We start from the raw sequence: 16732 nt of genomic DNA, 5'->3' as shown, positions 1-16732 counted from the left end.
AGCTGGCCGACATGGTCGGCCAGCCTTGGATTGGTCTTGGCTTCGGCCGAGGCAATCAGCTCCCAGTCACGCGGGTCGGCAATATCCTCGAACAAATCGACCGGCGGATAGCGCGAGGATATGATCCGGCGCGCTACGGGCCAGTCGACCTGGCTTTGCGGGGGATCGCCCCTCATCCGCGCGCCGCGTCCAGATAGGCCCGGACCCGGAACAGGTCCGTGAGATAGCCGCCCAGCATGACATCCAGCGCGCGCTGGCCGCCAAAATCCTGGTTGGGCTTCTTGACCCAATCCTGCACCCGGGCCGGCTCGGTGAAGAGGAGTTTGAGCGCCTTGTGAATGCCCATCAGGACCGACAGCCTTGTCTTCTGGTCAATCGACAGCCGGCCGATCTCGCCCTCCTTCCAGCGCGCATAGGTGCGCCGTGACAGGCCGCCCAGCAAGAGGCAGGATTCCGCTTCGGTCAGCCCCCAGAGCCGGAACAGAGTGACGACGGCGCGCGCCATGGCGGCGCCTTCGGCATCGGTAATGTCCGTCCGGCCTTCCGGGGCTTCATGCTTGGTCACCAAGTGCAGGCTCATGATCGGACTCCTTTCCGGTCATCCTATAGCACAAAATGCGCCATTTGGCAACAATATAGAGATAGTGCGCCATATGGCCACTTTGCAGCAAAAAAGCCAACCGCGCTGATTACGTATTCTTTCTGGGCGGTAGTCGAGCCTGCTCACCACAAAAAATTTTGGGCCGGGAGGTTGAGGCTCTTTGTTCCTTAGGATCAATATTTTTCGCGGAATAGAATGCGGATAAATAAATCGCCTACGGATCATTCGCTGCCCAAGTCCCTTTACAGGGGCACACGCCCCAAGTGATCAAAGACCTCGCTGGCTTCAAACCCTCGATCTGCGCGCCTGTCACCTTCGGAAAGCATGACGACGACAGCGCGTAAGCCCGGCAAGACCCATGTCCTCGGTGCGGCCGCATGGTCACGTTCATAACGATTGTATACCAGGGACTCATAGTCACCGATCCATACCGGCTCGGCCCCAGCAATCGGCGCGGGTCCAAGCCCCCCTCCCATCGGAAGGTTCCTGTCGCTCACATGGACGAGCGCAAAATGCGCGTACCCAGAGTCAAGCGCCTCAGACGCTGCCCGCGCAAGGACACGCATTTCAATCTTGTCGATCCCGGTTCCCGGGTTACCCCACGCTTCGACGACAATCCGGTCCGATTCCACTTGCTTCACACTCGTAGAGAATAAGAGGGAGCGCCATGCTTTGGTTTCCGCCTTGCTCGGCTGCCACGCTTCGGCCTTATCATATGACTGGCCTGGTGGGACAGGAGGGATGTTGCTTGTACATGCCGCCAACAGACAGGCGAAGCCTGGCAATAGTAATCTCTGCATAATTCAATTCAGCTCTTCTCGATCGGTGAAAAACTTGCCACTTCCCGCTGGCCGTCAGCGGTCACCCGATGGAAATTATAGGCTTCGTTCGGGAAAATCGCTGCAGACAAATCCGCCATCATCTCATCTTGCCCGCCAAAGGGCGCGATCAATTCGATAAGCCAGGGAATATCCCCCCCTTTCCATTCATCGACTCGTAGCTTGAATGCCCCCCCTCTCAAACGCGCATCAGTATCTGGGGAGACTCTTGCCCAAAAGGCGACACCAACCGGGTGCGCCGTGCCATGGAAGACCCGGAACTGCTCCAGGAGCACGGGCGGCATTGCAAACCATTCAAGATCGCCGATAAAGAGCTGCTTGTGCACCTGAGACTGTGTAAGAAGCCAAGTCACTTCACCCAGCACCTGCGACACCGTCTTTTTAGGGGCCTGCACATCTGCCTGACCTGCCCGGGCCTCCTTGCCTATTGCCTCATCCTCGCCTGGCTGTGAACCCTCAACCCCTTGGGCATGCGCTGCAGGGTCTTCGCCCTTGCCTGACTCAGCCGGCTCCGGAGTCTCTGATGAGGCCCCTTTACTCTTCGAAAATATACCCACTGCCTGACCTTCCAATGCTCTGAGAGATAATATGTTTTGGTGCGGCCCAGCCTAGCGAAGGACTGCCCCATTTCGGCCGGCGCCAAGCCAGGACCGGCTCCCTACGCCAAACTCAGTGTCGTCCGGATTATCGGTTTCCCCAAATCGTTTGGGAAGCGACATCCCTGACGAACCGCGGAACGACGCCAGAGCCTGCAAGAATTTTTGGCGCTCTGCAACTTGCCCGGCGCGCGCTTCCGGGATGTCGATTTGAGCGGATGCCGTCTGACCGCTTGCGTCCCTCGCCAAGTCGAATGCCTGAAGTCGCTCGGTCAAGCTCGAGGTGACCGCGGGATACCCTTTGCTGGGTTGCCGGTGACGCGCATCCAGCCACCACTCCCCTGATTGGCTGGCGCCCCTTGCGGGCTCGAACGGACTGATGTCCGCAACCCAGTCATATGGGCCCCGGTAGGTCCTGCTAGTTGACACATGGTTTCTCAGCTGCCCTCCCAAAAATAGGTTTTCTTTTTGGAGCACGCCGGGCAGTGGATGCTTTTCTGATGAGCCAGCATATCGCGACAAGCTCTCAGGATTTGTGGGACTCTGCGGTAGGACGGTCCCTAAAGTCGCGCCCTCGGATGAGCTATACTCAGGCAGATCGGGCGTTTGTGAAAGCTCAGAGATTGCATGACGGCGACGTAGCCTTTCGGATGCCGCTTGGAACTGTCCCTCTGTCGTTAGCGCGCTACGACGCTCCTCTTGGACAGCCTGCTCCAAGGCATTGCCCTCAAAGGCCAGGAGTTCGACATCTCCAAGCCTCCCAAAACTACCATTGCTCCATTGAAACAAGGCCTCGCCGAATACCCGGTTTGAAAAATAGCCCGTGTCGGATGCCGTTCCCGGCTCATGCTCAAGATGTATCCTGGCGATGCCGATGTCAGTCAAACTGGACATTTCCCCGGTCTCGCTGATCGCGTTGGAGTTCACATCTCGCCAGACGAGGAAATGCCCAAAGTTCTGGTCAGCTGCGTCCAGCCACCCATCCTGGTTGGAATCATAAGCTCTCAAGCCCTCCAGGTCCGTCGTGGCTCCTGGAAGGTCATTCACGAATGAAATCTCAGACACAGGATCGATCAATCCATCCTCGTTACGGTCAAGCGCCAGGAACCCGTCGCCACCCCCGACCCAACCCATACGGTCTTCTGCACCATCCCCGTTGGCATCCCAAAGGATTGGGGAATTGCCCGGATTGATCAGGCTCACGCCATTGCCATCCAGGTCAAACACAATTGGCTTGATCCCGAACGTCGGGGTGAGGGGGTCATTCGGATCGAATACATAGCCTGAAGGGGCCGCAAGAGTATCGTCAGCATCCACATAGCGAACCAGGTCCTGAAGAGGCAATTCCTGCCCGGCAAGGTCTGATCCAGATAGGGTTTGCAAATCGGCGAGATCACTCTCAATTCCAGAATGCCCGCTTGACGCATGCGCCACCCCAAATGCTCCATCCGCAGACCAACTATAGGTCACCCATTCCCCCGGCACACCCGCGAATGCAGGTCCATCAATGTGCGCCAGTTCACCGCGAAGGGCTACATCATAGATTGTTCGTTCCCCACCTTCCGCCATAGTTATGCTGGCCTCATTCAGGATAATGCTATCGGCAAACCCTTCCGTGCTTTCGTTTACGGCCGTCAAGCCAAGATTAATCGACGCAATTTCCATCTCATCAAGTGTGGCGAGCTCCTTGCCAGAACCGACACCATTCTGGTTGACATCGCGCCAGACCTGGAACAGGGACCAAGCCGAATCCTGTTTATCGAGGAGCCCATCTGAATTGGAATCATAGGCGACAAGACCTTCGATGTCGCTTTTTGCCCCTGGCAGGTCATTCACGAATGATATTTCCGACAGGCGGTTGATGATCCCGTCTCCATCCCTGTCCAGAACGAGCATGCCATCCTTGGGACCGACCCAGCCCATCCTCATGAGCGGGCCGCCAGAGTCGCTTTCAAATACGATCCGGGACTGCGTGACGCTGACCAGATCGGCTCCGTCCCCTGCCAAGTCGATAACGACAGGATACGCAAAGCCGCCTTCCGAAATATGCAGCTCCAGCGGCGTGGCTAGGAACTCAGGGATCGGATCAGTTACTGTTTCTGTGATGATGCTGGAAAGCTGCTCCGTCGTGTTCCCGGACAGGAAACTCACCTCTTCGATGCTCACAAGCGCCTGGGTGGTGCCGGTGATAATGTTCCGGGCGACCACGACCCCATTGCCGTGCTGCGTAAACGTATAGTCAGCCAGCTGGCCGCTTAGCACGACACGATCAGAACCGTCACCACCCACGTATCTGTCATTACCCCCGCCGCCTATGAAAAGGTCATTCAGCGAACCGCCAGCAAGGGTCTCCGCCCGAATTGTTCCGTGGAATCGGCGGTCGAAACCTGTGGTCCCGGTGTCTTCTCCTAAGAATATGTCCTTGAAATGATACTCATCATTGCCGTTGCCGTCGCCCTGGATCATCAAGCCATTGACCGAGGAAAGGCCCAATCCAATCAGGTCAACTTGCAATGTATGCCACTGGCCTTCCTGAAAGTCCTGAACGCCGGTCAGTCCTGATACGCCATCCACGCTCCAAAATGCATTGTTGGAACTGTCTAGCTTGGTCTGTCCCGACCAACTATCATGGCGGACGATCACCCCGTTTCCACCACTCCCTAGGGCGCGGTAGATCTCCAGCTTGAGGACGCCGTTCGAGGCATCCAGTCCACGGCTGAAATTGATGCCGCCCTGATTGTAAGATCCCGCAACCACTTGCAGCGTGGCCTCACCGCCTCCCGCCGGATCCGTCGAAATGACAACAGGGCTCGAACTGCCCACCTTGGCTGACGCGCTGGACCCAAATACACCGTCCTCGAAGAGCGTCTGGGAAACCGCAAAACTTGTCGCCGGAGTTTCGGAAACTGTCAGACTGGCGCTCGAAGACCATTCGTTGAACCCATCCGATACCGAATAGGTAAAGGATATCGGAGCTGTCGAACCTGCAGGCGGCGTGACGGTCAGGGATCCATTCTCATTGAGCACCACGACAGCGCCCGATACGGACACAGTACTTCCTGTCGATATTGATTGCCCAGCAACTTTCGTAATGGACAGCGCGTTCGAGTTCCCCTCATAGGTGTCATTCCCGAGCGGGAAGAATGAGACCGGCTGGTCCTTGTAAGTGCTTAACGCATCTGGCTGGACGTCGAGAGTATAGGCCGTCTCATCAGGGAGTACCTTCAGTTCGAATTGCCGCGTATCCGACTGCCCGGTCTCAGGGTCTGTGACTGTCAATACAATGTCAAACACACCGACTGTTCCAACGCTGCCGACAAGATTTCTGCTACTATCGACCGTCAACTGAGTGGCTTCATGGCCAGACCAGGAATAGACAAATCCGCTGGCATTGCTGTCTGGATCCGAGACAGATCCGAACGGACTAATTAGCGAAATCGCCTCCCCGTCTGTGTATTCCACGTCCGGCAGGGCCCCTGTGTTCCAGGTCCACGGCTGGTCGATACCGGGTGTGGACTCCGGGTTCACCGTGATCTCGAACATCCTGTCTTCTGTTTGGCCCGTAACCGGGTCGGACACGGTCAGGACTATCTGATGAATGCCGGGCTGGGTCGGAGCGCCCGTAAGGTGTCCGCTGCTGTCAACGGACAGGCCTGCAGACTCAACTCCAGACCAATTGTATGCGAATCCGGAGACGTCGCTGTCGGTATCTGAAACCAGGCTTTCGGGGGCAATCGCGGATATCGACGTACCAACCGTCACGTCCAAGTTTGGAAGAGCGTCCGTGTCCCATGTAAACGGCGCATCAAAGGAAGCCCCAAGCTCTCCCAGGAACATGTCCTGGAAATGATACTCGTCATTTCCATTGCTATCCCCCTTGATCATGAAACCGTTGACTGAAGAAATCCCCAGTCCGAGCAGGTCAACCTCCAATGTATGCCATTGGCCCTCTTGCAAATCCTGCACACCCGAAAGCCCAGAGAGACCATCAACGCTCCAATGTGCATTGTTGGAACTATCGAGTTTGATCTGGCCTGACCAATTATCGTGACGCACAATCATGCCGTCTCCGGCACTGCCAATTGCGCGATAAATTCTCAGGCTGAGAACCCCGTTTGTTGCGTCGAGACTGCGGCTGAAATTAAGTCCGCCCTGGTTCCAGGCCCCCGCATTCACTTTGAGCGTAGCCTCACCGCTCCCAGCTGGATCTATTGAGACTTCAACTGGGGAGGCGCCACTTCCATTGCTCGAAGCACCGGAGCCAAATGCTCCGTTTTCGAACAGGGTCTGGGAAGCGGAGAAGTCTTCAGAAGGCGTTTCGGATATTGTCAATGTGATGTCCACGTATGGACGTTCGAAATCCTGAATACCGCTATCGGTGGCAAAGATACGAACCACCAGCAGCCCAGAACCTATATCATCCGCAGACGGCGTTCCTTGGAGGGTGCCGTCAGCTGCATCAATGCTGAGCCAGTCAGGCAAGGTATCGCCATTCGCCGACCGCGCAGAATATGTTAACGCATCTCCGTCAGGGTCAGAAAACATGCCTGTTGGTAGAGCAAACGAGAATGGAGTGTCCTCGATTGCCGTCACTGCCGAAAGTGCTCCGTTGGAGATGGGGGCATCATTCACGGATTGTACTGAGATCAGGAAATCATCCGAGACGCTTGCCCCAAGCGGATCCGTAGCGATAGCCCGAACAGATATGGACCCCGCATCATCCTGTGACGGAACTCCGCTAAAGATTCCTGTGGCGGCATCAAAGCTTAGCCAGCTGGGCAACGGACTCCCATCGGGAAGCGTTGCAGCCAGCGAGAGCGTGTCCCCATCTGGGTCTGAAAACACGCTTGATGGGAGCGCAAAACTGAAGGCGGTATCCTCATCAACTTCCTGATTGGCAATCGCGGCGTCGAGTGATGGCGCGGCGTTCGAAGTACCCCCAGTCACATTCGCGATCAGGAATTTGTCGATGCGTGCATATTCTGCTCCATCCTGGATTCCCCGGAAGTTAATTTCATCGCCGGCTGCCAGATCTAGCTGGAAAATGATTGTCGCCAAGTCATTTGCGCCGCCTGTCCCCGTCCATGTCTCCCGGGATACCCCGTTCACTAGGACTTCAAAGGAAGAATTGCCATCATTTTCATTAATGTAATCGACCGAAACATCATACGTGCCTGCCGGTCCTACAAACTCGCCAGATGCTATGCCTGTTCCAGACGCCTTGATGACATCCCATTCCGCATTTGAATGGGAATTCTCCTCGATGGAATATCCCCCACTCAGGCTCAGCGTTTCGGCTTCTGTATACCCGAGACCAATCCCGGGCAGGCCAGACGAGGTTCCGCCAACACTCGTGATTGAGAGCTTGTCGATGCGCGCATATTCACCCGCATGCTGAATACCCTGCAGGGTGATTTCATCACCTGTCGCCAATTCAAGCTGGAAGGTCATCGTCTCAAGCGCATTGTCCCCACCAACCCCGCTCCAGGAGCCTCGGGACCCCCCATTTACGAATATCTCAAATGAGGCGACGCCGTCATTCTCGTTTATATAGTCAACCGACACGTCATAGGTGCCCGCAGCTCCTACGAACCTTCCAGAGGCTGTCCCAGTCCCCGACGACTTGATGACATCCCAATCCTCATTCGAGTGGGAGTTGTCCTCAACTTCATAACCACCATCGAGAGTGAGCCCCTCCGCCTGTGTCAGCCCGCCCCCAATCTCGGCAAGGACAAGTGGGCCCTGAACCAGCAACGCAAATGTGTCAGAGGCCGTCAGCCCGCCAACATCCGCTGCCGTTACAGTCACCGATAGCGAGCCGGCATCCCCGGACGACGGCGTCCCACTGAAGGTTCGCGTCGCAGGATCGAAGCTCAGCCAGCCCGGCAGCGCGCCCCCGTCAGCCAATGTTGCCGAATAGGTCAGGCTGTCGCCATCTGCATCCTGGAACGCATCCGAGGCGAATGTATGGCTGAAGGCCGCATTTCCAGCAGCCAAGGCATCCGGAATACCAAGCCCGACATTTGGCGCCGTATTTGCCGTGCCACCAACGTTCGCAACCAGGATCTTGTCGATCCGGGCATGTTCACCCGCCCCCTTGATACCTTGCAGGGTAATCTCATCGCCAGGGGCGAGATCGAGCTGGAAGGTGATCGATTCCAACGTATTGGATCCGCCTGCGCCGATCCACGTACCCCGGGACACACCATTCACGAATATCTCGAATGACGATTCGCCATCACTCTCATTCACATAGTCGACGGAGATATCATAAGTGCCTTCACTCCCGACAAACTCGCCCGACGCAGTACCACTGCCCGCGGACTTGATAACGTCAGCTCCATTGGCATAGGAAAGTCCGGTTTCGATACTGTAATCGCCCCCGAGCGTCAGCGCTTCGGCTTCGGTAGACCCAATACCAATTCCCGCAAGACCGGACTCCGCCACCACCCGTAGGGAAAACGTATCTGAGGCGGATAGGCTTCCACTGTCTGATGCGGTCACAGTCACTGACAACAAGCCGGCATCTCCAGGGGCCGGTGTGCCACTGAACGTGCGCGTCACAGGATCAAAAAGCAACCAGGCTGGTAAAGCGTTCCCGTTCGACAAGATAGCCGAATAGGTCAAATTACTATCTTCTTCGTCCACGAACGATCCGGTTGGGATCATCATCGAAAACGCTTGCCCCACTTCAGTGGATTGGTCCGCCGCTGATATCACAACCACGGGCGTGTCATTGACTTCTGCAACAGCGACCGCAAAGGATCGGTTTGCACTCGCACCGAACGGGTCCGTCGCCGTGAGGCGGATCGACAGGTTTCCAACATCACCCTGACCTGCTGTTCCGCTGAACGTGCGCGTGGCCGGGTCGAACGAAAGCCAGGATGGCAGCGGGTCCCCATTTTGAAGGGTCGCGCTGAGCGACAGCGGATCTCCATCCTGGTCGACGAATGCATCAGCTGCGACTTGGTAGGTGAACGCAGCGTCTTCACTCACCACGCGATTGGGAATCATGATGTCCGCAACGGGAACATTGTTCACGTTTGATACGGTCAGCACGAAATCATCCGTGCCCGTACCGCCATGACCATCCGTTGCCGTAACCCGGACTATGAATTGCCCGACATCATACTGGGACGGCGTTCCGCTCAATATTCCTGCAGAAGGATCAAATGACAGCCAGCCCGGCAAACTGGAACCGTCCGACAAACGAGCTGACAATGACAGTGTATCGCCATCGGCATCGGTAAATGTGTTCGCTGGCACGGCGTAGCTGAAAGGGGTCTCTTCACTGGCCGACATATCCGGCGTAGACACGCTCACGATCGGCGCATCATTGACATTGGTGATATTCAAGTTGAAGTCATCATACGCATCAGCATTTGATGGGTCAGTTGCCGTGACACGGACAGCCAGTTGCCCTACGTCCGCTTGGGATGGCGTTCCGCTGAATGTGCGCGTCGAGGCATTGAAAGCCAGCCACGCTGGTAACGCTGATCCATCTGTGAGCGTTGCGATATAGGTCAACGTATCCCCATCAGGATCGACGAAGGCGTTTGAGGGCACTGTATATGAAAACGCGCTGTCTTCCAGGCTCACCTGGTTGGAGAGCGCAATACTGACTCGCGGACTGTCATTGGTGTCGGAAACCGTGAGGTAAAAGGGCTCAATGACGGAGGCGCCCGACGGGTCTGCCGCCTTGAGGTGGACCAGGACGGTCCCAACATCCGCCTGTCCCGGCGTCCCACTGAAGGTACGGGTTGAGGCATTAAACGATAGCCAGCCCGGCAAGGCCGAACCGTCGGACAGGGTTGCCGTATAGCTGAGCACATCACCATCGGGATCTGAAAACACGCTCGCAGCGAATTGGTATGAAAAAGAGGAGTCTTCAGACGCTTGTTTCGCCGTGATCGGATTGCTACCGACAAGAACCGGAGCCCTGTTCGTCTGACTGACATCAAGCGTGAGAACTTGCAAAGAAGTTTGCTTACTGACCGTATCATAGGCTGCCAGCGTCACCTGATAGGTACCGCCGACTGTCGGCGTTCCCGAAATCAACCCCGTTGACGAATTATAGCTGAGGCCTGCGGGCAAGCCACTTACACTGACTGTTGTCGGATTGTCTTCTGGATCATAGCCGAACGTCAAGACCGACCTTCCCAGAAGGTCTGTGATACCTACACCTGCATCCAGGGTCAAACGACGGCTGACTCCATCCCAGACCCAATCCCCATTCGGGCTATTCTCGAGGACGATCTTCCGAAGATCGATATCGACCCCGCCGGCGGTCATGTACTCCACTGCATATCCAGACGAGGTGTTGGCGCCATTGACTACCCGGATATGGTCGGATACCATGCTTGCCTTCAGTTCCGGACGATCAGCCTCACGAATTCCAATATAAAGATCGTTTCCAACGATCTCGAAAATCACTTCGTCAGCTGCAACGCCCGGCCCGAACTGGATCCGGTCAACGCCGCCGCGGTCTTTGATCTTGTCGCGACCATCTCCGCGTTCAAATACGAAGGTGTCGTCGCCTACCGACGTGACGATCGCGTCATTACCCCGCCCGCCTATAATGACGTTCCGCTTATTGTCGTAATTGTCTGCCCCACCCGCCCGAATGACGTCGTCTCCCGCATAGCCCAGAAGGATGTCGGCATGGTTGGAGTTGAGTTGGTCTCCCAGCACTGTGTCATTGCTGTCCCAGCCACCACTGCCGCCCTCGAGATGCTGGATATCGACCGCGCCGACGCCGCCAACATCAATGGAATCGATCTTGGCCTGACGGGAGCCCTTGTCCGGAATACCGGTCCAATTATCGGAAATGGTTACCTTGTCAGTGTTGACCGTGTCCCGGAGCGTGAAAGACAATACTGAGCCCCCGGCAATGACCAGGTCACTCCAGCTCACCCCATCGCCAAACATGAGCGTATCCCAGCCGCCCTTATGTTGTTCGATGATCGTGTCCGCGCCATCCCCACGATGGTAAATATACGTGTCGAGACCATTCCCGCCATTTAGCGTGTCAGAACCCTTGCCCCCCTGAAAAACATTGTCAGCCGCATCCCCGGTCAAGCTGTCATTGAAATCTGTTCCGACCACATGCTCGATGTCGCTATATGTGTGCCCGTTCGCCGCCCCCGTTCCATAGCCACCGGAGAGATACACCTGGACGGCTGCCGTGTAATCCGAATAATCGACCGTATCGAAATCTGCTTCGCCATAGAATCTGTCTGTGCCCGACGTAGCGACAAACCAGTCATCCCCCCGGCCGCCCCAGAACGTGTTGTCACCGGAATCGCCTTTGAACGTGTCATCGAACTTCGACCCGCGCAGCGCCTCAATCCCCGTGAAGACATCCCCTTCGGCATCTCCCCCAAAAGCCTCTGTTGTGGTAAAATCCACCCAGACGGCATAATCGGAGCCATGATAGGAAGCCGTATCAAATCCCGTATGACCAACCAGCCGGTCCGCACCGGCGCCCCCTTCGAGCGTATCATTGCCTCCATCACCATAGAGGAAGTCGTCTCCGAGCCCACCCCATAGCTCATTGTTCTGATTATTTCCGAACAATCTATCAACGAATCTCGACCCCTCAAGATTTTCGATTCCCGACATCACCCCCACCTGGTTCGTGCCAGCCGACCATCCAAAATATACAGTCGATCCTGTCAGACGGATATTTGCCCCATTGACGAAGTCCGGATCTCCCTCAAGTGGTGGGCCATCCCGGTCAGGGTCGTACTGAATGACTTCCGACGTCAGGCGCGCGAAAGACAGGGTGTCAGTCCCCTGCCCTCCGCTATAAACGGATGACACCGACGCGCCCGTTGATGGGCCGTCCACAACATAGAGAATGTCGTCACCAGCCTCCCCATAAAGTTTATCCAACCCCGCTCCTGCTACAAGCTGGTCATTGCCAGCACCGCCATACAGCGTATCCTGTCCTATGCCACCGGCGAGGTAATCATCTCCTGCTTCACCATAAAGATTATCCCAGCCGTTCCCTCCCAGCAGCGTATCGTCTTCCGAACCCCCATAGAGCGTGTCGTGGCCAATACCTCCATCCAGCCAGTCGAAACCGCCGCGGCCATACAACGTGTCATTCCCCGAGCCACCGATGAAAATATCGTCGCCGCCTTCAATTTCGACAACAAACTCCTGATCAAGCAATTCCAGATGTTCCCCAGGCAGGTCCCGGATTCCACCACCACCGGAAAGGGGAAATCCGAAAGCAGAATAGCGCTCCGTATGCCGATCGTCCATTGTGACGCCATTGGAACCCGAATGAATCCAGAGGTCTCCCCCTGAACTGGTATCCGCCCCCGTCCCACCGGCGAACATCACCGTGGGCTGGCTGAAGACTTGCCTTGCCTGCTGCATGGCAGAGGCAAAACCTGCCAGCGTACCCAGCGTGAGGCTGGCAGTGACCTGATCGTAATCGGCTCCTTCAAAGAAATCCGTCGCAGCCCAAGTGTCCGACACCGAGCCATTATTGTAATTCACATTGAGGGTCGTGCCGTCCAGCGCTACTGTGACGTGTTCATGGTTGAATTCGAAATCCGACATGGTCTGGAGGCTGTCGCAGAACCCCGCTAGACCGCCGTAAAAGTCGGAGACGCTGGTCTTGTCGAGGCCGAGTTCGGTAGCGCGCTGGAGGGTGATGATCCAGCCCGCGGCGAAAGTCGACGTCTGCAGGCGTTCGGCAATCCTATCCACTTGATCTTTATTGTTATTGTACCAAGTTATCTCAAAAGCTGATAGACTCAAATTCGAACCATCTTGAATAAAGCTCCCACTAAGATTCCTTTTGGCAGCTAAGATCCGCGATATTTTGCTCTCATTTTGATCATAAAAGTCCTTATCGACGCCCGCGGCGATAGTCGCTGAAGATACTGTTCCAGAAAACAGTGGATCGTCTTGGCCTGCGATGTCCCATCTTGACAAGCCTATTTCTCGCAGAGATCCCTCCCAATGCCTGCGACCAAACTCCTCCTTCGTTACTCCGATAGCCTGATAGTTGTTTTGCCAGTACGATAACAAACTGGGATCATTTTCCGTATAGCGATCGAATTCAATATATTGTTCACCCAACTGCTCATATGGCGCCGCTAAAGCAGAATTTATGATGTCACTATTTTCGCGATATACTCGGAAATCCTCAGCTACCTGCAAATCGGCACTCAAACTAAATATGCTTGAAGCACTTGACCCGAGTATTGCTCGCTTAAAATACAAATCACCACCAGAAATTCTGGTCTTTTTGATCGCATACAGAACTCCATAGTCGACGGCCTCGTCGGCAGAGTCAAAATACACCTTATTTCCATCCGCACCGCCGAGCTTCAGCCAAGTCTGCGCCCCCTGCTCGGGCGTAACAGTATGTCCATATATCTGCGTAGGGGAATCGTAGTTTGCGTTTCCAGCCACGTCCGCTCCATGCACCACCAACTCAATAAGGCCATTCAAAGCGTCCTTCGCAGACAGAGCCATCTCTCGAACAAGCTCTTCATTTCCTCCGTCCCGTGAGCTAACGGAACCCAGCTGATAGTACCCTGAATCAAAACTCAAAACCGTCTCAGCAGAGGCTGTAGGAATTTTTGGCTCCTGAGAACCAAACAAGTTCCCAACCAAGCGCGAAACAACCGCTGTCGCAAACGCCACTACCGTAGCTGCAGCAAAAGCGAAAACCGGGTTTCCAGTACTGCCGAGAATTGCCGCAAAAGTTTTCACTGCAAATTTTGACGCAATAAAGTTGGAACTAACTGCAGAGAATGTATTCTCCGCTTCAACAACTTCATCCGCCAATCGCGTGCCTATATAAGTAGCCGCCGCAGTTGCGGCCACTGTCGCCAGCGATCCAGACAGCTCTTGTTTGACTTGCTCACCATTCTCAGACACTATTTTGATTACTGCTGCAGACTCCGACCAACCGGCGCCTTCAGAAATGAACTGGTTAAGAACACGCCCCGCTACCTCCCCTGTCAGTCTACCCGCTTCACCATCCAGCCCTAACACTCCTACAAGCTCATCGGCCAACATTGATGAGACAAACCCAGTTCCGGCTGTTTGCGCCGCACCCACAAGCACATCGTCGTAGTTATTCAGCAAGCTTTTGAACGCCTGCCCAATACTCCCAGGCAAGTCATTGATTTCAACACCAGCTGCAACATATCGCCCCAATTCGGCTCCGATTGATGAAAACACCGCAGACTTAAAGCTGTCCGTAATCTTCCCCTCACCACCGGCAAGAACAGTACCAAGTATAGACCCCAAAAACCCTCCCATGGTCACAAAAGCGCTTGGATTTGTAAGCGCATCGGCAAGAGGGTCGATTTTCTGAACTTCTCTAGCCTCAGCGCCGGACACTTTGACCACCCCACGGGCGACATCCGCCAGCACGGCGTCCCCCAGCGACGCCGCTTCAATGTAGACATAGTCCCCGGAGCCCAGCTCCATCCTGAATTTCACCACACCGGTGACCGGGTCGATTTCGAACACCTCCCCGAACGTCGCAGTGCTCCAATCCTCGACCTCGGGCGCGAAATCACCCAACTCAACGACCAATTGCCGCTCTGTTACGTCACCAGATGCATTATCTGTGACCTGAACTGTTGCCACGACAAAAGGTCCACCCATGGTGGACAAATAATCAGCCATTTCTTCATCGAATTGGCCGTATCCTACTTCATCTCCGCCGCCAAAGAACTCAAGGACCTGGCTAACTTTTTCATTTGCAAACTCTCTAACCTGCTCGTACCAGTCATACTCGCGCTGCGCCAGTGCTCGTATATCGTTGAAATTCTTACTTACTTCACCGACAGAGGAAAGGTTATGCTCCAAAAGGGTGTCACCATCCGGTCGATAACTAGTGATCCAATACTGATCGTAGAGAGAACTATAATAGACATATGCAGATGGGTCAGAAATTCCCATAGACACGAGTATCGAATTGACCTGCCTCTGATCGCTGAGGTCTAAAAACTGCCCGGCGGGCAAGACTGCAGTTACCAGTTTACCTCCATCAGGCAATTTCGAGTGTGACGGATCACCCACGACAACAGTTCGGACAGAAAGACCCTCGGAGCCGTCAGGCCCGTGGATCAGTCGATCCCCATAGGTTAGTAGTTTCAGGCTCTTGTCAGTAAGCCCTCGATAGAGGTTCCCCGTTTGGAACTCTTCGACGGCAAACTTCGCGACATCCACTCCAAAAAGAATCCATCCTGCAACAGGAATAAATCTGGACCCGACCTTTATCCCGGCGCGCCGCGCTAGCGCCCAGGCTTCCTCGCCGATGATGCTTTTGCCAGCAAGAACTGCCTTCGTAAAATAGCCGCTGGAGCCGAGACTTTGTCCAAGCGACATAACTCCTATATATGCTTCGCGTACCTTTGAATTGGAGTGGTCCCTTAAGTAAGTTGTAAATGCGGCGAGCGTGTCGGGATCTGCGAATATATCGAATGCCAGAGCTCCAGCTGCCCCGGCAACTTGTATCCCATTATCGCGTGCAAAATTGTAGACTGCGTCAAGATACCCTCCGGGATCGCCTTCAAGCAGCCCCAGAAGATACCCAGTCTCATCTCCCAGCGCTTGAAGCACTGAAACTCTCTGACGCTCCAATGCTGAGATGGGCTGACCAAAGAAGGGCTGATTATGAGTGGCAACCGCATTGTTCAGGGCGGTGCTGTTTCGCGTCTTAAATGCATCCCACGCTGACTTCGAAAAATTGCCGGCCACAAGATCGGAGTATCCTGACATCTGATCCACACCCGGCAAAAGTCGGATAGCATCAATGTCCTTGTAAGCGAGATTCAAAATGATCCGATCGACACCATACGTGGTAGAAATGGATCCCACCCCGTTAACACTTCGCAAGCGCACAAGATCAACCGCATTTTGCAGTTCCGAGGCAACCTTCTCTAGCTTTCTATTATACTGGACGGCATCGGCTCCCCCCGGGTCGAGAATTGCCGACGGCCACAAAGCATTCAATTCATTGAGATGATTCCTCTCAATTTCACCGATGATTGATTTTATGTATTCATCATATGCTGGGTGACTACCACTGTGCCCAGTCAAATAGACCATATTCTGCTTGGCATCAGTATAATCAAAATACCGCTCAAGCTGCGGCTGATGAGCATAGAGGTTCGACTTCTTGAATACATCAGCCGAAAGTACGTGCTGCCTCTCAGCGGTGCCGCCCAAACCGACGCTACTCAGAGGACGCGGTTCGTTCTTCCAAGTAGGCTTATGAGGCTTGTTTCGCTTTGGAATAGGCACAACAAAACTCCGATCGAAAAGAGAAAATCACCACTGCAAAATAGAGCGACCAGGGATTTGAATCTGATGTTTGGGGACACCGCCTCAAGTTCAGGAAATACAGACTTGGCAACGCACACCTTGTGCTCCGCCCGACCAAGCCGGAACAGAAGCTGACCTTTCGTCACCTCTGGTCGAAGATGCATGCTCTTGAACTTATTGACCAAAAAATAGCCATTGCCGAGCTTCTCAATACTGTAAGACGAACGCTCCAGATCAATCGCATCCAGAACAACTGTAACGTCCATCGCCGTCAGTTGCGGCGCTATATCATTCAGCAAGGCCTCATCATATGTGGCCGCACGAGCACTTAACTGATCTTCGAAAAGGCTCAGAAGCTTCGAGGTGCCCTCCGGACGGGCAAGCAGGCA

At 54.9% G+C, this 16732-nt stretch carries 5 protein-coding genes and 1 pseudogene; all 6 read right to left on the bottom strand.

The features are described from left to right. Positions 1–176, bottom strand: a pseudogene (locus L53_RS17705) (RES domain-containing protein); the annotation flags it as partial. Continuing rightward, positions 173–580 carry an antitoxin Xre/MbcA/ParS toxin-binding domain-containing protein gene (locus L53_RS05895; RefSeq protein ID WP_034813177.1) on the bottom strand — a complete coding sequence of 136 codons (408 nt, stop codon included), beginning with the start codon at positions 578–580 and terminating at the stop codon, positions 173–175. The pseudogene L53_RS17705 and the gene L53_RS05895, both read right to left, overlap by 4 nt. 263 nt (positions 581–843) lie before the next feature. Then, the gene (locus L53_RS05890; protein WP_156947837.1) at positions 844–1242 is read right to left on the bottom strand and encodes a hypothetical protein; all 399 of its coding nucleotides are present in this window, start codon (positions 1240–1242) and stop codon (positions 844–846) included. A 167-nt stretch (positions 1243–1409) separates the two neighbouring features. Then, positions 1410–1835, bottom strand: a complete 426-nt coding sequence (locus L53_RS05885) for a toxin-activating lysine-acyltransferase (RefSeq protein WP_034813182.1) — start codon at positions 1833–1835, stop codon at positions 1410–1412. Positions 1836–2048: 213 nt separating this feature from the next. Next, positions 2049–12758, bottom strand: coding sequence for a putative Ig domain-containing protein (locus L53_RS05880; protein ID WP_198019750.1), 10710 nt, complete (start codon positions 12756–12758; stop codon positions 2049–2051). A gap of 3500 nt (positions 12759–16258) precedes the next feature. Beyond that, positions 16259–16732, bottom strand: a 474-nt coding sequence (locus tag L53_RS17125; protein ID WP_034813170.1) for an imm11 family protein, incomplete at its 5' end; no start/stop codon positions are given.

The sequence above is a fragment of the Hyphomonas sp. L-53-1-40 genome (genome assembly GCF_000682775.1).
Lineage (GTDB): Bacteria > Pseudomonadota > Alphaproteobacteria > Caulobacterales > Hyphomonadaceae > Hyphomonas.
The sequence above is the reverse complement of the archived record's forward strand: the minus strand, read 5'-3'. Positions and strand labels throughout refer to the sequence as shown.